The organism is Kitasatospora purpeofusca, from assembly GCF_036010405.1.
Lineage (GTDB): Bacteria > Actinomycetota > Actinomycetes > Streptomycetales > Streptomycetaceae > Kitasatospora > Kitasatospora purpeofusca.
Genome location: NZ_CP108561.1, coordinates 8,960,925 through 8,982,700 on the forward strand (window position 1 = coordinate 8,960,925; position 21,776 = coordinate 8,982,700).

Below are 21,776 nucleotides of genomic sequence, written 5' to 3' on the forward strand. Positions count from 1 at the left end.
CAGCCTGCGGCGTGGTGGACCGGACGCAAGCCGGGTGCCCCGCCTGGCCCGGCCGGGTCACCCAGGAGCGTCGGGGGCAGGTCCGACGGAGCAGCCCGCCCCGTCCGGACGGCGGTCGTCGACCTGCCCGGACCCGGTGCCGGACCGGACAGGTGTCGCCGGGTGACCGGAAGCGGGGCTTGGGCGCTGTCACGCCGTAACCGTCGTCGGCCAGAATCGACCGGCCGATGGCAGGGGACGAGGAGGCTCGCGTGGTGGGGACGAGGTTCGGTCGCGGATCCTGCAGCTGCGGTTGGACGAGCTGCTGGAGGAGTTGCAGGCGAGGATCGACGCGGCCCGGGGTACCCGGGACCGGGTGCACAGCCTGCTGGAGGTCGTGCTGTCGGTGGGCCGGGAGCTGGACCTGACGCAGGCGCTCCGGCGCATCGTGGAAGCGGCCGCGATATGGTGCCGGTGCGGGTGCGTGACGAGGTGTTCGGCAACCTGTACCTGACCGACAAGCGCTCCGGCGAGGAGTTCGACACCGACGACGAGTCGGTGATCTCCACGCCGGCGGTGGCGGCCGGGGGGGCGATCGACAACGCCCGGCTGTGCGAGGAGGCGCAGCGTCAGCAGCGCTGGCTCGGTACCAGTACGGAGATCACCCGCGGTCTGCTGTCGGGAGGGTCCCGTTCGGAGGTGGTCGAGCTGATCGCGCGTCGGGCTCGGGAGATCACCGTCGCCGAGCTCTCGGACGTCCCGGTGCCCGTTCCGGGGACCGGGACGATGCGGGGTGGAGCTGGCGCTGGGCGGGAACGCGGCCGGGAGGCTGGGCCTGGACGTGCCGCTGGAGGGCACGCTGGCGGGTGAGGCGTGCGTGCAGGGCACTCCGGCGGCCACGGTGGACCTGGCCGGCGATCCGCGGTTCCCGGCCGGGCCGTGGCGGTACGACGGTCTCGGACCGGCGGTGGCCGTGCCGTTGGGCCGGGCGGGCGGTCCGGTGGACGGCGTGCTACTGCTGGCGCGGTGGACGGCGGAGGCGGCGTTCACGGACCGACGGAGTGGGCATCGCGGAGCAGGGGCGGCGAAGCGGGCTGCGCAACCTCGCCGAGCGCGCCGAGAGCCTGGGGGAGCGTTCGAGCTGGCGAGCCCCGAGTCCGGCGGTACCAGGCTGGCCTGGTCGGTGCCCCTGGTTCACTGAGCCAGTTCCCGGTGCGGGGCGTTCGGGGCCCGGAATGCCGAGGTCCGGTCAGAGCCTGTCCGGGCGTGTCGACGCGAACAGGCGGCCGCTCACCAGTTCGGGAAGGATGCGGACGGTGACCGTGTCGGTCGGACCGTTCGCTGCCACCCGGTCCGGCATCACATCGGCGCGGCCGAGGACGGTCACGCTCCAGCCGCTGCCCTCGGTGGCGTCGAGTTCTCCTGCCTCGAAGGCGACGATCGCGCCGGACACCGCGCGGACCAGCTCGGACCCGGCACCGGCGTTCAGCAGCACGCTGCCATCGGCGCCGAGGCTGTAACGGGCAGGCTGGACGGCGGGCAGCGCGTCGACGGTGTAGACGACCCGGCCGACCGTGAGGCCGGCGAGGCGTCGTCGGCATTCCCACTCGTCCAGCGTCGTGGAGTGAGGTGTCATGACACCGATGGTGCCGCCGCGCCCGGCGTCGGGGGAGAGGCCGTTGGTCCCCGGTCACGCTGCCGACCGGACCTGCCCGGCCGGGTCTCCCGGTCCGGCCGGTTCAGCGGCCGGCCGGCCCGGTGGGACGGGTGGGGTCGGCCGGGGGCCGGGTGGCGATCAGGGCGGCCTGGACGCGCCGTTCCACGCCGAGTTTGGCCAGCAGACGCGAGATGTGGTTCTTGACGGTCTTCTCGGCGAGGTAGAGCCGCTGGCCGATCTGGCGATTGGTGAGTCCCTCGCCGACCAGGGCCAGGACCTCGCGCTCGCGGTCGGTCAGCTGGGGCAGGTCGGAGCTCGGCGCGGGGGCGGCTTCGCCGCGCAGGCGGGCCATCAGCCGGGTCGTGGCGCCGGGGTCGAGCATCGACTGGCCGGAGGCGACGGTGCGTACGGCGGAGACGAGGTCGGTGCCGCTGATCTGTTTGAGGACGTAGCCGGAGGCCCCGGCCATGATGGCGTCCAGGAGCGCCTCCTCGTCGTCGAAGGAGGTGAGGATCAGGCAGGCCAGGTCGGGCATCCGTGAGCGCAGTTCGCGGCAGACCGTCACCCCGTCGCCGTCCGGCAGCCGCATGTCGAGAATCGCGACGTCCGGCCGCAGCGCGGGGACACGGGCGAGCGTCTGCTCGACGGTGCCGGCCTCGCCGACCACCTGGAGGTCGGGCTCCGCGTCAAGCAGGTCGTGAACGCCCCGGCGGACCACCTCGTGGTCGTCCATCAGGAACACCTTGACCGGGCCGCGCGCCCCGCCCGCCGGACTCTCCGTCATCACCACTCCAACCCCGTGGGCCCGCCCCGGTGGCGGGTCGTGTGGAACCACCGCGAAGTCTGGCGTGACCGGGGGCGGTTGCGATAGGGCCGGACGGCCCTGTTTCGTCTGGGGCACCGGGAGCGGCAAGGGGTTGGGACGGGAGACGCACGGGGAATCCGGATGGGCAGGAGCGCCCCGCACCTCTCTTGTGGGCGAACTCGGCGAGTTCCGCCGGGGGCAGCGGCCGGTACCGAAGGGGCCGTGGTACCGCCCCGGATCAGTCCTGGTGGCTGTCGCGCGGGGTGCGGCCGCTCCACACCGGCTCCAGCCGGGCCCAGGCCCGCGTCCACGCCCGGTCGGCCCGACGGTCGAGGGCACCCAGCCGTGCACAGAGCCCGGCGGCGGCGAGAACACCGAGCAGGCCGAAGAGGACCAGGCCCACGCACACGGTGTCGGCGACGAGGTCGGCGGTGCTCGGAGGCGTGGCCGCCACGTGGCCGTCCCGGTCGACCCAGATCCCGACGGTGGCGCCCGGCTCGGTGTTCCGCGGGACATCGATGGTGCCGGTGTTGCTCCGCCCAGTGGGGTAGTTCCACGCGGCGTCCGCGCGGTAGGCGGTCTTCCCGCCGAGGACGGTGGCCTCCGCCTTCCGGACGGAGCCCTCCACCAGGGCCTCGACGTGGTGCAGGACCGCGGTCGCGACCGCGGTCCGCTGTTGTTCGGCGGCGAGGCGGAGGGCGGAGGCTCCGACCCCGAGCAGCGCGGCGAGCACGACTCCGAGAGCCGTGAGGACCAGGGCCAGGCTCCGGGCCCGGTCGATGGGCCTGCTGAGCGGGTTGCGCTCCCGTCCCAGGGCACGGCGCAGGTGGCCGCACGGCGGCGCGGGCGGGCCCTCGGCCCGGTGGGTGCTGTTCATGGCGGTGCTCCTTGTCGCTGCTCGGGCGGGCCGTGGTGAGGGGAGCGCTCGGCTCACGGGTGGGGGACGACGACGACCGGGGCGGCGCAGTGGTGCAGGACGGCATGGGCCACCGGACCGAGGTGCGGTCCCAAGTGGTGTCGGCGCTCCCGCCGGCCGACGACGACCAACTCGGCGTGGACCGAGGCGTCCAACAGCGCCTGGGCGCCGCCGCCGAGGCGGACGTCGGCAATGGTGTCGATGCCCGGGTGCTTCGCCCGCAGCCCGGCGAGGGACCGGGAGACCAGGGCCCCCTCGGCGGATTCCTGCTCCATGAGGTAGGCCTGAGGCGGTACCGGGCCCGCGAGGGACCAGGAGGGCGGCAGGCTCCGGCCGTGGACGGCGCGCAGCCGGCAGCCGCGCAGCTCGGCCTCGGCGGTGGCGAATTCGAGGACGGCGTCAGCGGGTTCACCCGCGTCGAGACCGACCAGCACCTCGCGGGCGGCCGCCGCTGTCGCGGGCCGCTCGACAGGCGCCTGCCCGAAGCGGACCAGCACCGTGGGGATGGTGGCGCGTGCCGTCACCGCGAGTCCCACCGAGCCGACCAGGAGGCCGGCGAACCCGCCGAGCCCGCGGGAACCGAGCACCAGCAGATCCTGCTCCTTCGCCGCGGCCACCAGCCCGTCGACGGGGTCGTCCGAGATCATCGCGGTCTCCACCGGCAGGCCCGGCCGGTCGCGCCGGATCCGGTCGGCGAGCTCTCGGACGGCGTCCAAGGCCTTCGACCGCAGGTCGCCGGGCCACGAGGCATTGCCGTCCCCGGCGTCGAGCCAGGGCCAGGCATGCAGCAGCCGGAGCGCGGAGCCCCGGCGGTGGGCCTCGGCGGCCGCCCACAGGGCCGCGGCCTCGCTCTGCGGTGATCCGTCGATTCCGGCAAGGACGGAGCGGGTCATCGTGGCTTCCCTTCGTGACGCCGAGGGCTCGGGCCGGGGATCCGGCGCCGGGGCGTGCCCTGAATCTCCCGTCCGGGCACCCGCTTCCGGAAGGGACCGAAGGACCCGGCGACGGGCCGGTGGTCCCGGCCCCGACCGGCTTCGGGGATCCGGCCCGCGCGGTTCGCGCACGAGCCGGCCGCGACGGGCCCGGGCCCTCGCAGCGGGGCCGGGCCCGGGACCCGGGACTCCCGGCCGGGTGGACCGGGACCGTCGGCACGGGGACGGGGACCGTCGGCCCCTCGGACGGACCGGCCCGGCCGGCCCAGGATCCTCCACAGTGAGCGGTCGGCAAGGGCACCCCCGCCAGGGACTTCCGGCCCGGTAGAGGAGCACCCTCATGTCCGCACCCGACCGCGGGAACCGACGGGCCGCCAGGGCCGCCCGGAGACAGAGCAGTACCGACACCCGCTTCGGGCTTCCCGCCGCGACCGCTCTGGTCGTCGGCAGCATCATCGGGATCGGGGTGTTCGCCCTGCCGTCCTGACAGGGACCCCCACGCCCGCGCCCCTGCGCGGATCCCGTCCCAGCTGCGCGGCTGGTCCGCCCATGGAATCCTCGCCGGTCGAGGACAACGACTCGGCCCCTCGGGTACGGTGTCGGACAGAGCCGGGTCCGGGCCGCCGACAGCATCGGCGGAACCAGCCGAGGCCGATCGTCTTCACCACCGTCCGGGGACGCGCCAGCAGCGCGTCCACCAGCGGAACTCCACGCCTGTGCGGCACCACCTGCCCACCCCCGTCCTCCGGAGTCCTCCGCATGCCCCAGCACCGTCCCACCGCTGTGCTCCGCGACTTCTTCTGCGAGCACACCCCCAGCAAGAGCCGCGTCCTGGTCCTCGTCGGCCACCAGGGCGGACCGGACTCGCTCCAGGCCGTCCTCACCTGCCGCGAGCCCGAACTCGCCCACCGTGCCGCCGAACTGCTCCGCGCTCTGCGTCCGGGCTCCGACACCCCGTCGGAGGAACACGTCGAGGACCTGTGCGGACGGCTCCCCGATGCGCCGGCGGCCTCCCTGCGGCAGGCGGTGGCCCACGTGAGCGCCGGAACCTGGCCGGCCGCCGTGGGATCACTCCTCGACTGGCCCGAGCACTCGGCCGGCTTCGGCGGCCGGAAGCCCGTCGACGACCGGGATGTCGACCTGGACGGCGCGGAGGAGGAAGAGAGCGGCGGCCGGGCCATGCGGACGCCCCATGATGCCCGGCTGCGCGATCTCGTCGGCCCGGTCGTCCGCCTCGCCGTGCTGAGGGAGTTCCACGTCCACGACCGGAAGGCCCTGTTGGACGCCGCCACCGACCAGGGCTGGAACCCGCTGCCGGCCGAGGAACTGGACGAGGACGACCCGCACGACGTGGTCGGAGCGGTGATGTGGCTCGCCGACTCCGGAGTCGAGGTCGAGGGCGCCGACAGCCTCCTCGACCTCGGCAAGGCGCACCGGCTGCGGTCGGACGAGGGCCACGAGGTGGCCCAGTGGAGCCCGGAGCCCGTCGTGGAGGACTTCGGCAAGGGCTGGCTGCACCGGGCCGCGGACCAGCCCGGCGACAGCGACCCGTCTGAGGAGCGCGTGGACTTCGCCGCCCTGTTCGCGGCGGAGCCGCTCCACTGCGACGACCCCGAGTGCGAGGACGAGGGCTGCCTGTGGCAGCTGACCCCCCGCACCGCCGACCTGCTCCACACCGCGCTCACGGTCCTCGCCGACGAGGCGTACGACGACGCCGAGGAACTCGGCGACAAGCGCCTGGTGAAAGGCGAACACGAAGGCAACTGGGGCGTGTTCGCACGGATGCCGAAGCTGACCTTCGCCGCGGACCTCCAATGGCGCCGCCGGTTCGCCCGCGCCGCCGACGACCTCGCCGACGACCTCGAACACGGCCGGTGGCCGCAGCCGACCTGCACCGCAGAGGAACTCGCCCTCCACTTCGCCCTCGACGACGCCCGCGACCTCCAGGACGAACTCGACGACACGGACGACGCCGCCCACACGCCACTGCCGGTCCATCGCGACGACTACGACTTCGACGCCTGCACGGACATGTTCTTCCAGGACACCGACGTCCTCATGCTCTACAACGCCCGCTTCGACGGCATCGAGGACCCGGACGGCGAAACCAACCAGCAGATCGGCATGGGCGACCTGCGCGTGGCGGCCTGGTTCGACCCGTTCGGGAACGTGAAGACCCGCGACCCGCACCGCGGCTTCCGCCGCTGAACGATCCCCGCGCCGCACAGAGCAGTGGGGCCGGGTACGAAGCGCCCCGGCCCCACCACTCTGCTCCCGGCCGGAGAAGGACCGCCGACGACAGTCTCCGGGCCGGCGCTCGGCCCGGTCCAGGTGCGGCGCCGCAGGGTGAACGGGTGACCGAACGGATCGGGGCAACCTCCCGCGGCAGAGGTACACCCATGACCTGCCCCGCAGCCCGGGAGCGACCGACCCCGGAGGTCACAGGGCTGCCCGGGATGACCCGATCGAACCGGTACGGTCCTCGTCCTCTTTCCTGAAGGTGCAGTGTTGGTCACTCTCTGTGGATGGTCAACAGGTGCCGTGCGATGAAGAAGGACAGGAAGCTCTGCAGGAACCGGGTCTCCCGTCCCGGGATCCGCTGCCATCTGCATCATGGACTTCCCGCCGGCCCGCGACCCATCGGTCCGTCCCCACGCAGGCGGGCAGCGAGCGGCGCACCCGCGAGGCAGGCGGGCCGGAGGCCTGGCCGGCCCGCTTCCGCGGTGAACCGCCCCTCTTCGAGCGCACGCCCCGCACCGCCGTCGAGGACACCCCGGATCCCGGCCCAGCGCACCGCCTCCCGTCAGGCTCCGAGCCCGCCACGGGTCGTGAGCCGCGCCGAGACGGACAGCGCCGTCCGGGCATGCGCGCAACTCGTCGGCGGAGGCGGCGGCGACGTCATCGCCGCCCAGGCCGTCCGCTACGTGGCCCCAGAGACCTGGAGTGCCCTCGTCGAGCGACACCGCGGCAAGGGCTGCGACGCGTTCGCCGCTTTCGCCCGCGCGCTGCTGGACGGCAAGAAGTCCCTGCACGGCGTGGTCGGCAGCCTCGTCGGCGCCCTGCTGGCCGCGCTGGGCCGCCCCCGCATCGAGCAGGTCTTCGCCCAGGAACTCGCCAGCCGCGTGCCGCTCCCGTTCGGGCACGAGATCGCCCTCGCCGCCCGCGGCCTCCAGGCGGCCGGCATCTTCGTCTGAACCGCCCCGGGTTCGGTAGAGATCTCAGGTTGTGGCTTTGACCTGGGTCTTTGTGGTTGTGAGGTGGTAGGCGGTCTCGTATTCGGCGGGTGGGACGTGGCCTATCTCACCGTGGAGTCGCCGGTGGCAGTACCGGTCGGTCCACTCGGCTGTGGCGAGCTCGATCTGGGAGAGGGTCTTCCAGGGCCGGCCGGGCTTGATCAGCTCCGTTTTGTAGAGGCCGATGGCGGATTCCATCAGGGCGTTGTCGTAGGCGTCGCCGACGGATCCGATCGAGGCTGCGATGCCGGCGGCGTCCAGGTGCTCGGCGAGCCGGAAGCTCGTGTACTGCGACCCGGCATCCGAGTGGTGTATCAACTCGCCTCGCTGGTAGGGGAATCCGTCGCGGTCGCGTTGCCACAGCGCCATCTCCAGCGCATCCAGGACGAGCCGCGTCCCCTTGGAGGTCGCGGCCGACCAGCCGACGATGCGCCGGGAGAAGGTGTCCACGACGAAGGCGACGCAGACGACGCCGGCCCAGGTGGCGATGTGGGTGAAGTCGGCGACCCGGCAGCGGTTCGGCGCGTTGGCGACGAACTGGCGGTCCACCAGGTCCGGGGCGCGTTCGGCGGTTGGGTCCGCGATGGTGGTGATGACCTTCTTGCCGCGCACGGCACCGGAGATGCCGAGTTCGCGCATCAGGCGCTCCACGGTGCAGCGGGCCACCGAGCGGCCCTGCCGTCCCGGCTCCCGCCAGACCTTCCGGGCCCCGTAGACACGGTAGTTGGCGTCGTAGACCTCCTTGATGAGCTCCTTGAGTTCCTCGTCGCGCACAGTGCGGGCGGAAGGCGGGGCCAGGCGCTTGCGGTGAGCGCAGTAGGTGGAGGGGGCGATGCTGCACCCGTGCTCGGTGAGCACGCGGCAGATCGGCTCGACGCCGCCGAAGCGGCCCCGGTGCTCGTCGACGAACGCTACGAGCGCAGGTGCGGCCGGTCGAGCTCGGCCGCGAAGAAACTCGCCGCCGCCTTGAGGATCTCGTTGGCGCGCTTGAGTTCGGCGATCTCCTTCTTCATCGCCTTGATCTGCGCGGACTCCTCCGTGGTCGCGCCCGGGCGCTGCCCGGAGTTCGAGGAGCAGGAGGTCGACGAGGCGGCCGTCGCGGCCGTCGACCCGGTAGTCGAGCGGGATGCGGGTGGCGGCGTCGACGAGTTCCCGGAGCAGCGGGGGCACCGCGACGACCGTGGGTGTGTCGGGCAGGCCGGGTGCGGCGCCGGGCTCGATGTACAGGGTCCGCATCCGGACCGGCCCGGTGCAGGTCATCGCGTGCACGACACCGGCCGGGACCCAGACGCCCCGGGTCGTCGGCACCACCCATGTCCCCCGGTCGGTGACGACGGTGATCGCCCCGCTGGTGCCGTAGATCAGTTGGGCCCGGCGGTGGTGGTGCGGGGGGATGTGGTGCCCGTCGGGCAGGTCGCGGGCCATCGCCGCCAGCGGGCGCGGCACGTGCTGGTAGTCGTCGCGGTTCTCGCTCTTGCCATGCATGTGGCGCACTCTCGACAGTGGACGGCGGATCGGCGAAAGCCTGCCACAGGTGGGTCTCCGTAGCGTCTCTTCCCGTGATCGAGAACGACCGTGAGGTCCGTGGGCCGCGACGGGTCACCGCGCTGCTCGCCACGACCAGCGCCCTGACCGCCGCCAACATCTACCTCGGCCAGCCGCTGCTGGGCAGCGCCGCCGCCGCACTGCACGTCCCGCCCGCGACGCTCGGCGCCGTGCCGACCGCGACCCAGATCGGCTACGCCGCAGGTGTCGCGCTCCTGGTGCCGCTCGGCGACAGCCGGGACCGGCGCCGACTGGTCCTCGGCCTGTGCGCGGCCTCGGCCGGAGCCCTGGCCGCCGGCGCACTCGCCCCGACGGCGGGACTGCTGGTGGTCGCGGCCTTCGTCCTGGGTGTGCTCTCCCCGGTCCCGCAGCTGGTGGCGCCGCTGGCCGTCGCGCTGGCGGGCGACCGCAGCCCCGGGCGGACCGTCGGCACCGTCCAGGCCGGTCTGCTGGTCGGGGTGCTGGCTTCCCGGACGTACTCCGGGGCACTCGCCGAACTGGCGGGTTGGCGCGCGGTGTTCGGGTGCTCGTGCGCGTTGACCCTGCTGCTGACGCTGGTCCTGCGGCGGGTACTGCCCACGGTCCCGGCCGCCCGGGCCATGCCCTACCCCGAGTTGCTGGCCTCGGTGCCGCGGCTTTTCGCGACCCACCCGGCGGTGCGCCGGATCACCGTCTCCGGGGCCCTGGTCGGTGTCTCCTTCGGCGCCTTCTGGACCGCCCTCACGTTCCTCCTCGAACAGCGCTACCACTACGGCCCCACCGTCGTCGGCCTGTTCGGCCTGGTCGCCGTGGCGGGGGCCCTCGCCTCCACCGCCGCCGGGCGGCAGGCGGAGCGCTTCGGCCGCCGCCGCGCCGTGCTCGCCTCGATCGCGGTCACCGCCGCCGCCTGGGCCGTGCTGCTGCCGGGCGGGAGCGGGATCCTCTGGCTGACGGTCGGGGTGGTCGTCCTCGACGTCGGGACCTGGGGCAACCAGGTCGTCTGCCAGGGGGCCTTGTTCGCCCTCGACCCTGCGCTCCACAGCCGCCTGAACACATGCTGGTTCACGCTCCGGTTCCTGGGCATCGCGCTGGGCTCCCTGGTGGGATCGTTCGCCTGGGCGCGCGGAGGCTGGCCGGCGGTGGCCGCGGTCGGGGCGGCGGCGAGCCTGGCGGCGCTGCTCGTCGCGGGCCTGCCGGAACGGTCGGGCCGGAGGGAACGGAGGGAGCAGAGAGAACGGACGGGTCAGGCCGCGGGGTGCAGGTAGCCGCTCAGGGTCAGGGCCAGGGCGGGTCAGGGAAAGCGGGTCACGCCGCGGGCGGCGGTACGGGGGCCTGACCGGGCGGGGGCTCCAGGACGTCGTAGCGCAGCCCGCTGGAGCCCGAGCCGGTGCCGCTGACCTTGCGCCGGGACAACCAGGCGTGGGCGGAGCCGTCGTGCCAGCGGGTGTACTGGCGGCTGCGCTCCACCCGGACGCCGGAGCGCGGGACCTCCTCCTCGAACAGCCACTGCTGCTCCCCGAGCATCCGGCCGAGCGGTCGCGCCGGGGTGTTGCCGTCGCGGACCAGACCGGCGAGCCGCAGCCGGATCTGTTCCGGGGCGGCCGGGTCGATCGGTTGGGGCACCAGCGGGTACCAGTGGCCCGGGACCTCGGTGGCGAGCAGGTAGCGGTCGGCGGGCGGGTCGCCCGGTTCGGCGGCCGGCCGGGGCGGGAGGGCCGCCACCCAGCGGGCATAGCGGTCCAGCGGCTCCCCGGCCAGGTCGCCGACGGTCTCCTCGACCGCCCAGGCGAGGTTCGCCGCCTCGTCGCGCAGCAGCAGCACGGACTCGGCGGGCGGGCTCTCCAGCCCGGCGGGCAGCGAGGCGGCCCGGTAGAACCAGGGGGAGGGCGGCGGTCCGGTGCCGTCCCCGGCCGCGCCGCCCATGGCGCTGCCGCCGCGGTCCTCGCCGAGGCCGAAGAGGTTCCACTCCGGGTCCTCCAGGGAGGCGTGGGCGAGCACGGTCGCGCCGCCGAAGACGTCCGTGACCGAGCAGTGCACGACCCGGCTGAGCGAGCCCACCGGGCTCGGCAGCGGGCAGCAGAACCAGTCGTTCCCGTACACCGTGGTGAAGGCGATCAGCAGCAGCCGGCCGAGGTCGGCGGGGCTGGTGTCCGCGGCGCCGAAGTTGATCCTGGCGTCCTCCATCTCCCAGTAGCGGGAGGCGGGCATGCCGCCGAAGATCGCCGGGGTGGGGACGATGGCGCGCTGCTCGTGCGTCACGGCGGCCTCGTCGACCGCGATGTCGGCGGGCGGGGCGTCGACGGCCCACCAGTCCAGGTGCCCGCCCGGGTACTCCTGGGCCCGCAGCTCCAGCTCGGGGACGGTGGAGGAGCGCACCGCGAAGGCGTATTCGAGCCGGTTGGGGTTCCAGCCGGCGGGGGGCGCGGGCGGTGCGTGGGCGGCGCCGTCGGCGGCCGGTGCGTCCGGCACCTCGCCCGGCGCGCGCGGTGCCCACCAGTCCAGCCAGCGCGCCGCCGCGCCGGCCAGGGCGTTCTGGTCGGGGCCGGCCGCGCCGAACTCCTTCGCCGCGGTCTCGTCCCGGTCCACCAGCCTGGCCAGCCACGGCGCCAGCGCGACGGGGTCGGGCAGCCGGCTCCGGACGGCGGCGCCGAGCGGGGCGGGCGCGAGCGGTCCGTCGACGGCGCAGGGGCAGGTGGTGGCGAACGCGGGGAGCAGTGCGGAGAGGCCGGCCGAGGCGAGTTCGCGGCGCCAGCGCAGGCCGGCGGCCAGTGTCAGCCTGGCGTCGGGCCCGGCGGCGGGCTCCTGCTCGACGAGTTCCTCCAGCACCATCCGGCCCGGCCGGTACGGTTGCCAGTCGCCCCCGTCCCCGCCCTCGCCGTCACCCCCGCCGGCACCTTCGACCCCGGGGCTGCCGGGCCGCCAGCCGTCCAGCAGATGGATCTCCTGAGCGAGTGCGACGTCGACCGGCGAGGCGGCGTCGTCGCCGGCGAACTCGCCGAAGGCGTACTGGCGGGCGAGCAGATGGGCGGCGTCGCCGATCCGGGCCGCCAGCGCCTCCTCGACGCCGATGTCACGGGGTACCGGCTCGTACCGGAACATCGTCGGCATGGTTCCTCCTGACGGGCTTTCCGGGCTCTTGGGCTCTCTGGGCCCCCGGGCTCCGGGGGCGGGAGATCAGACCAGCTGGTGCGGCGGGGTCCTGGTCTGGACGGGCAGCAGCCCGCGCAGCTCGGTGAGGTCGTTGAGGTCCAGACCGCGGATCCGGGCCACGGCGTAGGTCTCCTCGACGATCGCGTGCACGTCCTCCATCCGCCAGCCGCGCAGCGGGTCGGGCGGCACCGCGACCAGCAGGGCCTGCGGGGCGCGGGCGTCGGGCTGGTTGTAGTGGAAGGCCAGTCCGCCCAGCTCCTCGACGGCGGGCCCGGTGTCGCCCTCGGGCGGTGGGGCGCCAACGGGGGAAGCGGGGGAAGCGGGGGAAGCGGGGGAAGCAGGGGGAGCGGGGGAAGCAGGGGGAGCGGGGCGCGGGGGTTCGGGGACGGACTCGGTCCAGGAGTCGATCAGGAGCCCCGCGACGTGGTCCGGATCGGGCGCGCCGTCGGTGCGCAGCAGCGCGCCGTGGCGGGCGGCGGGTCCGGACCCGGTCGGTACGGGGGCCGGGCCGCGGGCGATCCAGGGCTGTCCGGCGGGCAGTTGGACGACGGTGGCGCCGCAGGGCGGGGTGTCGGCCAGGACTTCCGCGGCGGCGAGCGCGTCGTCGAGGGCGCGGACGTTCGGCCGGACGCGTTCCATCTGCACCAGCCAGTTGCCGGTGCCGTCCTCGTCCGCGCCCTCCGGCGGCGCGGCGGTGAGCGCGTCGCCCGCCGGGGTGCCGCCGAGCCGCAGGTCGGCGAGGACGGGCAGGGTGCCGGCGAGTGCGGAGGACACCGCGGCGGTGACGGCGGTGACCCAGCCGAGCGCCTCGGTCGGCTCCGTCGGCGGTGCGCCGGGCAGCGGGGCGAGCGGGTCGGCGGCGAAGCGGTTGAGGACGGTGGCGGCCTGTTTCCGCAGCTCCGCGATCCCGGCGTCGTCGGTCGGCGGGCCGAGGCTGTAGGCGGAGACGACCCCGAGGTCGGCGAGGCTGTCCAGGGTGCGGGAGACCGTGTCGGCGAGGCTCGGCAGCACCTTCACCTGTTCGACCAGGTTGGCGACGGCGCTGGTGGTGGCGTTGTGCCAGGTCTCCACCCGGGTGGCGAGGCCGGTCAGGTCGGCGCCGGCCCAGTCCTCGCCGTTCCCCTGGTCGAGGTGGGAGGTGAGCAGCGGTTTCGCTCCGGCCAGTACGCCCGCCAGCGCGTTGCAGAGCAGCCGCAGTTCGGCGAACCGCGCGGCGCCGGCCGCCGTGACGGGCGGGGTGCTCGCGGCCCCGGCTCCGGCTCCCGCCCCGGCTCCGGCTCCCGCCCCGGTGGCGGCCCGGCGCAGCAGGCGGCGGGCGAGGGCGGTGTCCTGCCGTGCGGGGTCGGGGTCGCGACCGCCCGGCGGCCCGGCGCCGAGGACCACGTCGAGTGCGCAGACGCCGAGGTCGGCGAGGGTGAGGGCGAGCGGTGCGGCCGGGTCGCCGAAGTCGAACCGCCAGCCGCCGGGGTCGCCGAGCCGCGCCTCGCACCAGCGTTCGACGGCGGGCTCCAGCTGGGCGAGCGGCCGGGTCGCGTCCCAGCCGGGGACGGGTCCGCGGGGCGCGAGCACGGCGACCCGGTGGGTCAGGGCGACGGCGGCGCGCGGGGTGCGGACCACCTCGAAGTCCTGCGGGAGGCGGTCGCCGCGGGTGATGCCGTCGGCCGAGGACGCGGCGCGCAGCGGGCTGCCGGCGACCAACTGGTGCACGCTCTCGGCGAGCAGCAGGTCGCCGACCGCGTCGACGGTGTCCGCAAGGTCCTGCATCAGGGTGGTGGCCCCGTCGAGCAGGGGCAGGTCCTCGGGGGGAAGGTTGCCGAGGATGTCCTGCAACTGCTCGCCGTGGGCCCGCCAGTCGGCCAGCAGCGCCAGTCCGTCGACGACGTCGCGGGCCGCGACCGCCGTCCTGGCCTCGTCGCTGCCGGGCGCGCTCGGGTCGACCAGGCGGGGCATCGGGTAGCCGGCCCGGACGACGGCCACGAGGGCGTCGAGCCCGTTGTCGTGCAGGCCGCGTTCGAAGCGGTAGCCGAGCAGGGCGCCGAGGCTCTGGCCGGAGCGGACGCCGTCGACGACGGCGAGCGCGCGGCGCACCCGGGCCGCACCGAGGTCGACGGCGAAGGCCTGGCGGTCGGTGTGGCTGAGCCAGCCCGAGCGCAGGACGGCGGCGGTGACGGCGTGGTGCAGGGACGGGGCGAGGAGGTAGCCGTCGTTGGTCTGCGGCTCACCGGCGTCACCCGGTTCACCCGGTTCACCCGGTTCGCCCGGGTCTCCCTCTCCGTCCGCCGGCCCCGGCTCCTCCGGCGGCAGCGACTCCGGGCGCGGGTGGAGGTCCGCCACCCAGCCGTACGCCCCCAGGTGGGTGCCGTCGGGGCGGGTGGACCGGGTCTTGGCGAGGCGGGCGTGGGCGACCGAGGACATCCACGCGTCCAGCCGGTGGGTCTGGGCGTCCAGCGCCTCGCACAGCAGCAGCTCCAGCCGGGGCGTGTCGGCGTAGGGCAGGTCCGCGCCCTCGGGCAGGGGCGGCTCCGACGGGCCGGGCGGCGGCGGGGTGACGAGCGACAGGTCCTCGGCGGCGGCGAGCTGTTCGAACGCGAGGGAGAGCCAGTCGAGGAACTGCGGCGCGAAGCCGGCGGCGGTGACGAGCTCGCCGTTCTTGAGCCCGACCCCGGGGGCGGGCACCGGCGCGCCGGCCCGGAGGAATTCGCCCACGTGGAAGGCGTAGGTGAACATCACGCTGGTGGCGTAGTGGTAGAAGAGCCCCAGCCGGCCGGTGCTGATCGCCTCCGTGGAGGCGGACAGTGCCTGCATCCGGGCGATGAGCTCCGCCGAGGCGCCCTGCCCCGAGGCGAGCGCCGGGAGCACCTGCTGCCAGAAGCCCCACATGAAGCGGACCGGCCGGGCCCGGGCGAGTTCCACCATCTCGGCGGTCGGCCGTCGGTCGCACAGGAACTCCACCGGGAAGGGCACGTACTCCAGGGAGGGCGGCAGCGCCCAGGTGAACCGGCTGTCGTGCGGAACGGTTCCGATCGGGGTGTCCGTCGGCGGCTCGAACGGCGCGTCGACGATGTCCTGCTGCAGGTACCGCAGGCGCCGGGAGGCGGGCAGGCGGTGCAGCAGGTCGGTGATCACCTGGTCCGGGTCGCCGCCGGCGCCGACCCCGGGGGAGCGGAAGGCCTGCGACTCGATCAGGGTCCGGAAGCCGGAGATGTGGTTGAGGATCCGCAGGTCCACCTCGCTGCCGTGCCACAGGTCGAGCGAGGTGACGGGCAGCAGGCCGTACGGCTGGTTGCCCACCCGCAGGGTCGGCAGCAGGCCCCGGCCGCGGACGTGCTGGACGTAGTGCGACACCAGGAAGGTCAGGTCGGGCAGGGTGGTGCCCTCCAGGGTGCGCCAGTTGCTGGAGGCGGCGGAGAAGGCGCCGGCCGCGGTCTGGACCAGGGTCAGCAGCTGGTGCTCGTCGTCGGCGAGTCCGTCGCCGGCCTCGGCGAGGACGGCGGCGGCGCCCCGGCCGAGGGCGGTCGCGGCCCGCGCCGCCGCCTGGGTGCTGCGGGGGTCGAGGGCGGCCCGCTGCTCGTCGACGAGGTCCGGCGGCGCGGGCGGGGTGCGCGGGTGCCAGGCCGAGCGGGTGGCGTCGGTGTTGTTGGTGGGGGTACCGGTGGGCAGGACGGCCAGGCCGTCGGTGCAGCGGTGGGCCTCCAGCAGGGTGCTGAGCAGCTGTGCGGTGTCGGCGGATCCGCCGCCGCGCACGCCGGTGACGGTGACCAGGCTGAAGTCGGTGCGCAGTCCGGTCAGCGGTACCCGGACGCCCATGCCGACCCGGACGGCCTCGTCGAAGTCGCCGAGCCAGCGCGGCGGCACCGGCTTGCCGGGGGCCGGGCCGACGTCCAGCTCCGCGTCGATCGGCTCGCCCTCCTGGCGCCAGAGCAGGCCGATCTGTCCGTCGCCGGTGGTCTCGTAGCCGGAGAACACCAGCCGGTCGGGCAGCACGTAACTGCGCGCGGCGCGGGTGAAGGTGCTGTCGACGACAGCCGGTTCGGCGGCCCAGGGCTCGGGGGAGGGCGCGATCGCGTCCGGCGGGGTCTCGGTCCCGGGGCGGGGGCCCTGCGGGCGCAGGGCGCGGACGGCCCAGCAGGCCCGGCCGGGGCCGACGGCGGCGACGAGGGTGCTCCAGGCGGCCGCGCGGCCCTCCTCGTTCGGCCCGGCGGCCCAGACCTCCGCCCAGTAGTCCGCGGTGGCGGTGCGCTCCGCGGCGGTGAGGCCGGTCTCGTGGGAGTCGACGTGGATGTCGTCGGGGTAGGCCCGGATCCACAGCTGCGGTTCGGGGCCGCCGAGGCCCCGGTACACGGTCTCCAGCCGTAACGGGAGGAGCACCAGCGGGTCGGAGCCGTCCTCGGACCAGAGCGGCGGCTCGGCGGTCGCCAGGTCGCGGTAGGCCTCGCGGGCCTGCTGGTAGCGGGTCTGGGCGGCGTCCGCCTCCTGGGCGGCGGCCAGGTGCTCGGCCTCCAGACCGGTCTCCTGGGCGAGTACCCGTTTCTCGTAGCCGGCGAGTCCGGTCCTCGACCAGTCGAGGGCGACCCGGGCGTCGCTGACGGCGCGGTGCGCGGCGGCGATCTCGCTGGTCACGGGGCTTCTCCCATCAGGCTGCGGGCGGTGCGGAGCAGGCGGAACGGCCGTTGCAGGGTGACCCGGGCGACGTCGGCGGAGTTCCAGTTCCGCCCGTTGGTGAGCGGGTGCTCCTGCTCCGAGAGCGGCGGGTCGTCCGGCAGCCGCCCGAGCGACGCGAACCCGTTGACCAGCACGCGCTCCCAGTTGAGGTCGTCCCAGGACGTCATGCCGGGGCCGGTGCCGGCCGCGGTGTCGTAGCCGAAGCGCAGCCGTCGGCCGTTCTCGGCGAGCACGATCCACCAGGTGCGGATGTCCTGGCCGGGCGGCAGCTGGAAGGCGTAGGCGCAGGTCCGCGCGTCCATCGGCAGCACCATCACCGGCGCCACCCAGGTGTCCGGGGCGAGCAGCGGGTCCTGGACGGCGGCGGGCGGGACGGCGGCCACGGTCATGCCGGGGTAGCGGTGGACGAGTCGGCCGCGGATCAGCAGCACGTCCAGGCCGTCGGCGTCCAGGGCGAGGTGGCTGCCGAGGGCGCCGTCGGGGGCCCAGCCGTGCACCGGCGGGATGTCGGCGAGGCCGTCGGGGCGCGGCCAGAAGTGGGTGAACGGGCTGCCGCGCAGATCGGTGGGGTACTCGCGCCAGCGCATCTCCCGGTTGAGCTCGTCGTTGGCACCGACCATGAAGGCGGCGATGAACGGGCCGTTGGCCTTCAGCAGGACGGCCCGGTCGTCCGGGACGGCGGCGATGCCGGGCAGGAACCAGTCGGGTTCGCTCTCCTTGATCGCGAGCGCCATCGCGGCGGGGAAGTCCGGGCAGACCATCACCGGATCGGTGGGCCGCTCGGGCGGCGCGACCAGGGATTCGCCGGTCACGGTGATCCGGTCCTCCAGCCGGGCGGCCAGCAGCGGCGTCGGGTCGAGCGCGCCGACCAGCCGCTGCCGGTAGGCGTCCGGGTCGATCGGCACCCCGTACTGCAGCAGCCGGCTGCCCGGGTCGTCGGTCATCGACTCCTGGCCGGGCAGGACGGTGAACGGGGCGGAGAGCGTCATGCCGAAGCCGTCCGGGAGCGATTCCGTCGTGCCGGTGAGGTCGCCGACGAGCGGCGCGACCGTCCCGGAGTCGAACAGCTGCTCCGACATCAGCAGGTCGTCGGCGGTCATGGAGTCCGCGGCGAACCCCTCCTGGCCGCCCGCCATCCGCCCGACCGAGGGGGCGAGCAGCGAGGTGATCGCCCCGGCCTGGTCCGTGAAGCCGTTGGCGAGCGCCGCCGGGGCGACCGCGGCCATCGTGCGCAGCATCCCGGTGGTGTGCCGGGTGGCGGCGGAGTGCAGGGCGCCGTCGACGCGTTCCGCGAACGCGTCGCCGGCCTCGGCCTCGAAGGCGGGCGAGGTGCCCGGCCTGGTCACCAGTGGCACGGGCAGCGGGGGCAGCAGCGCGCCGGTCATGGTGCGCCGGGCCAGGCTGTCGCCGTCGAGGGAGGCGCGGCGGGCGAGCGGCCCGCGTCGGCGCAGCAGCCGGTGGTAGGCGGGGTCGGCCATCGCGGTCGGGGCCGGGCTGACCGCGACCTCGGTCCGCAGCGGCAGTCCGCTGTCGGTGCGGACCCGGTCGCCGACCGGCGCGGCCACCGCCATCAGCTCGCCGGGGGAGAGGGTCTGCAGGTGGCGCCGGTACAGCGAGTCGGAGACCTCGGTGCAGAAGACGGTCTCCTGGAGCTTGCGGTTGGCCTCCCGGACGGCGCCCAGCTGGTCCCAGGCCCGGGCCATCAGGAACTCCTGGTTCTCCCGGACCCAGTCGGCGCCGAGGGCGGCCGCGATCCGGTGCTCCGGGTCGAGGTTGAGCTCGGCCAGCCAGCCCGTCGCGCCCGGTTCGACGGTCCGGGCGACCACCGGGTGGCCGCCGTACAGCGGCGGCGCGAGCTCGGTCTCGGTGCCTCGGTCGATGTGGGCCGCGACCCTGGTCCTGAAGTCGTCCAGGGCGGCCGGGGTGACGGTGCCCGGCGGCGGGTCGACCAGGGTGAGGACGCCCTGGACGGTGAGGGTCTGGCGGCCGCCCGCCGGGTCGCCGGAGGCGAGCGGATCGCCGTGCAGCCAGGGCCGGGTGACGTCGACGGTCCGCCCGCCCAGCAGTCCGGCCTCCTCCGGCCGCAGCGGCACCACGGCCGTCGCCAGCTGCTCGAAGTCGCCCTCCGCGCCGGTGCGGAAGCCCCAGGAGTAGTAGACAGGCAGTCGGAAGACGCCCCCGCCGGGGGAGGACCAGGCGTCGCCCGGCTGGTCGATCTCGGCGAAGCCGCCGGTGAGCCCGGCGGTCACCCCGCCCTGGAAGGACGGCACCAGGCAGGCCAGGTAGTCCAGGTCGGCGTCGAGCCGGCGCGGGCAGAGCAGCCGGGAGATCAACGGCCCGCGCTGTCCGGCCGGCCGCTGGATGTGCGCCCACTGCCAGGCGTCGTCGAGCGGCGGCAGCAGCGCGTTCTCGACATCGACGAAGGGCAGCGGGTTGCCCGGCTGGACGGCGTGCCCGGCGGCCTCCACCACGATCAGCTGGAGCCAGGGCCGCAGGCGTCCGCCCGCGGCCCTGGCCGGGGTGAACAGCCAGGGCAGCTCGGGCAGGTCGAACTCCACGAAGGGCAGGTAGTTGGGCTCCACATCGGTGCTGCCGGGCACCGGTTCGACGCGCAGGATGTGCCGGGTGTCCAGGCCCACCACGCCCTCGGGGCCGAGCATCCGCAGGCCCTGGCCCTGCACCGGGATCCGCCGGTTCCGCGGCCCGGTCAGGGTGAAGGTGGGCGCCAGGTCGGGGTGGAGATTGGTCGCGGTGTGGGGGATCGCCGCGCCCACCGGGCTCTGCAGGTACGGTGCGAACTCCAGGTCGTCGCCGCTCATCGGACTCTCGTCTCCCAGGCCTCCACCACCCGGACCCCGGCCCGGCCGCGCAGTACGTCGCGCAGTTCGGCGTTCGGCATCCCGGTGTCGCCGACGGGCGGCGCGGCCGCGACCGTGACCTCCGTCATCGACCAGCTGGACACCGCCGAGAGCGGTTGCTCCGCCGCGACCCGGAGCGCCGGCCCGGCGGTCCGCCACCAGTGGGCGTCGCGGATCGAGGCGGCGGCGGCCACGTGTTCGGCGGAGACGTGGGAGAGGGAGCGGATCATGTGCCGGAGGTGCGGGCGCATCGGTACCGGGTCCTGGACGATCTTGGTGTCCCAGCCGAGCTCCACCCCGACGAAGGCCGAGTCGTCCGGCCCCGAGAGGTCGGGGGCGAACCGGACGCCCGAGCGGTACTGGGCGTAGGCGTCGGTGCTCAGCTGCTGGTCCTCGGTCAGGTCCAGGAACTGCCCGGGCGCGAAGGAGTCGGCGACCGAGCCCTCGCGGGCGTCGTCCTCGCCGAGCCGGGGCTCCACGATGTCCCACCGCTGCGGCGGGTCGACGGCGGCGTGCCCGAAGCGCGCGACGTCCACCCCGAGCGGCAGCACGTGCTGGCGGGCCGCCAGCCGGCCGTGCGGGTGCACCCGGCGTCCCTCGGCCAGCAGCCGGTTCGCGAACGGCGCCAGCCGCACCGGGCTGCGCTCGGCCGCCGACGGCGGCAGCACGCTCCACGCCGAGGGCTGCGCGAACGCCTTGACCAGCTCGTCGGCGAGGTCGACGGTGGCGGCCGGCAGCGGCGGCGGCCCACCGCCCCAGCTCAGGTCGAAGTTGAACGACACCTTGAACAGGAACAGCTTGATCCGGCCCCGGCCGACCGCGTGCCAGGGGGTGGGCCCCTCCAGGACCAGTTCGAACGCGATGCCCAGCAGGGTCTCGCCGAACGCCTCGACCGACAGCGCGCCGCGCATCGACGCGGTGAACGACATCGTCGGCCTGAAGTGGATCAGTACGTCCAGCGCGAACTGCCCGCGCAGACCGCACTCCGCGATCTCGGCGACCAGGGACAGCTTCGCCCCGAACTGGACGGTGTTGCTGGTCACCGCGAAGTACGCCTCGCAGCGCAGCTGGAGCCACGGCGCGGGGGAGAGGTCCATCGCCAGCCGGTGCAGCTTCGGCACCCCGCGCGGGACCGGGAACGCCGGGTGGAAGCCGCCCGCGCTGAGCACGAAGAGCGGGTCGTCCCCGCCCCGGCTGAGCACCAGGACGTCACCGTCGAGCGGGATGCCCGCCATCCGCGAACCGGTCAGGGAGGCCATCAGGAAGGCGCTGGGCTCGGCCGTGTCGTACTGGCCCGCGAAGGTCGCCTTCAGCTCGATGACCGGCGCCGCCGGATCGGGCACCATCACCCGCAGGATGCCGAGGACCGACAGCCGCACCGGATCGGGCAGCTCGGCCACCACGGCCGCCGACAGGTCGACCATCCGGCCGCCCCAGGAGATCCGGAACATCGGCCCGACCACGAGCCGCCCCGGAACGGTCGGGAACAGCGGCGCCAGGCGGGGGATCACCCGCAGCGCGGCCTCCACCGGGTCGGGCGGGAAGAGCAGTTCGCCGGCGGTGCCGTCGGCGATGCAGGCCAGCAGGGTGTCCCGGTCGACCGCCTTGTTGACGCCCACCACCCCGCCGATGCCGCTGACCGCGAAGCCCAGCCCGATCTGAAGTCCCGGCTCCGGGAAGGTCGCGCCCATCAGCACGATGAACGCCGGCGGCCGGCCGAGCGAGATCTGGCCGAAGGCCGTCACCGTGGTGACCGGCATCGCCGCGCTCAGCACGCCCGAGAACTCGGTGAAACCCTTGCGGTCCAGTTGTCCGCGCAACTGCACCGGGGGCAGCGGAAGGTCGATCTTCAGCGTGTCCGGGAGATTACCGTCCGCCAGTTTCTCCAGGTCGAGCCCCGGAATGCCGCCCATGGCACACCTCGCTCCTCGTCGGCCGCGCGTCGGCGGCATACAGCCGCCGACGGGCAGCGCACCGCCGGGAAATATCACGGGCAGTGACAATTCACGGCCCGAGCCACGTATGGTGATCGGTCCGGGAATGACGTGCCGGTGGCGCAC

The 21,776-nt window shown here is 74.7% G+C and carries 13 protein-coding genes and 1 pseudogene; 5 read left to right on the plus strand and 9 right to left on the minus strand.

From position 1 onward, the window contains the following. Positions 1–277: 277 nt before the first annotated feature. A pseudogene (locus OG715_RS39010) lies at positions 278–1,036 on the plus strand (hypothetical protein); the annotation flags it as partial. Positions 1,037–1,228: 192 nt separating this feature from the next. On the opposite strand, the gene OG715_RS39015 reads toward OG715_RS39010, so the two are convergent. The 4 genes from OG715_RS39015 to OG715_RS39030 all read right to left on the minus strand — a co-directional run bounded on the left by OG715_RS39015 (position 1,229) and on the right by OG715_RS39030 (position 4,250). After that, on the minus strand, positions 1,229–1,615 hold the full coding sequence (locus tag OG715_RS39015; RefSeq protein WP_266272489.1) for a pyridoxamine 5'-phosphate oxidase family protein: 387 nt from the start codon (positions 1,613–1,615) through the stop codon (positions 1,229–1,231). Between the two features lie 103 nt (positions 1,616–1,718). Next, complete coding sequence (locus OG715_RS39020) at positions 1,719–2,420, minus strand: response regulator (protein WP_266272488.1); 702 nt, start codon at positions 2,418–2,420, stop codon at positions 1,719–1,721. Between the two features lie 259 nt (positions 2,421–2,679). Continuing rightward, a complete protein-coding gene (locus OG715_RS39025) occupies positions 2,680–3,318 on the minus strand; it encodes an Rv1733c family protein (RefSeq protein WP_266272487.1) in 639 nt (212 codons plus the stop codon). 53 nt (positions 3,319–3,371) lie between these two features. Beyond that, on the minus strand, positions 3,372–4,250 hold the full coding sequence (locus OG715_RS39030; protein ID WP_266272486.1) for a universal stress protein: 879 nt from the start codon (positions 4,248–4,250) through the stop codon (positions 3,372–3,374). A 379-nt stretch (positions 4,251–4,629) separates the two neighbouring features. Between OG715_RS39030 and OG715_RS39035 the strand changes: the two genes are divergently transcribed. The 3 genes from OG715_RS39035 to OG715_RS39045 all read left to right on the plus strand — a co-directional run bounded on the left by OG715_RS39035 (position 4,630) and on the right by OG715_RS39045 (position 7,483). Further along, positions 4,630–4,776, plus strand: coding sequence for a hypothetical protein (locus OG715_RS39035; protein ID WP_266272485.1), 147 nt, complete (start codon positions 4,630–4,632; stop codon positions 4,774–4,776). A 272-nt stretch (positions 4,777–5,048) separates the two neighbouring features. Beyond that, complete coding sequence (locus tag OG715_RS39040; RefSeq protein ID WP_266272484.1) at positions 5,049–6,497, plus strand: hypothetical protein; 1,449 nt, start codon at positions 5,049–5,051, stop codon at positions 6,495–6,497. Between the two features lie 620 nt (positions 6,498–7,117). Continuing rightward, positions 7,118–7,483 carry a hypothetical protein gene (locus OG715_RS39045; RefSeq protein ID WP_266272482.1) on the plus strand — a complete coding sequence of 122 codons (366 nt, stop codon included), beginning with the start codon at positions 7,118–7,120 and terminating at the stop codon, positions 7,481–7,483. A 24-nt stretch (positions 7,484–7,507) separates the two neighbouring features. On the opposite strand, the gene OG715_RS39050 is transcribed toward OG715_RS39045, so the two are convergent. Further along, positions 7,508–9,007, minus strand: coding sequence for an IS3 family transposase (locus OG715_RS39050; protein WP_266272481.1), 1,500 nt, complete (start codon positions 9,005–9,007; stop codon positions 7,508–7,510). A 74-nt stretch (positions 9,008–9,081) separates the two neighbouring features. On the opposite strand from OG715_RS39050, the gene OG715_RS39055 reads away from it, so the two are divergent. Next, on the plus strand, positions 9,082–10,311 hold the full coding sequence (locus tag OG715_RS39055) for an MFS transporter (protein ID WP_266272480.1): 1,230 nt from the start codon (positions 9,082–9,084) through the stop codon (positions 10,309–10,311). Between the two features lie 40 nt (positions 10,312–10,351). On the opposite strand, the gene OG715_RS39060 is transcribed toward OG715_RS39055, so the two are convergent. From OG715_RS39060 to OG715_RS39075, 4 genes are all read right to left on the minus strand, one after another. Beyond that, on the minus strand, positions 10,352–12,154 hold the full coding sequence (locus OG715_RS39060; protein WP_266272479.1) for a hypothetical protein: 1,803 nt from the start codon (positions 12,152–12,154) through the stop codon (positions 10,352–10,354). 66 nt (positions 12,155–12,220) lie between these two features. Continuing rightward, a complete protein-coding gene (locus tag OG715_RS39065; RefSeq protein WP_266272478.1) occupies positions 12,221–16,816 on the minus strand; it encodes a hypothetical protein in 4,596 nt (1,531 codons plus the stop codon). Then, positions 16,813–19,677 (minus strand): hypothetical protein, encoded by a 2,865-nt coding sequence (locus OG715_RS39070; protein ID WP_266272477.1) that lies wholly within the window; start codon positions 19,675–19,677, stop codon positions 16,813–16,815. The genes OG715_RS39065 and OG715_RS39070 overlap by 4 nt, the downstream gene beginning before the upstream one ends. After that, positions 19,674–21,629, minus strand: a complete 1,956-nt coding sequence (locus OG715_RS39075; RefSeq protein ID WP_266272476.1) for a DUF6603 domain-containing protein — start codon at positions 21,627–21,629, stop codon at positions 19,674–19,676. Before OG715_RS39075 ends, OG715_RS39070 begins: the two co-directional genes overlap by 4 nt. Positions 21,630–21,776 lie beyond the last annotated feature (147 nt).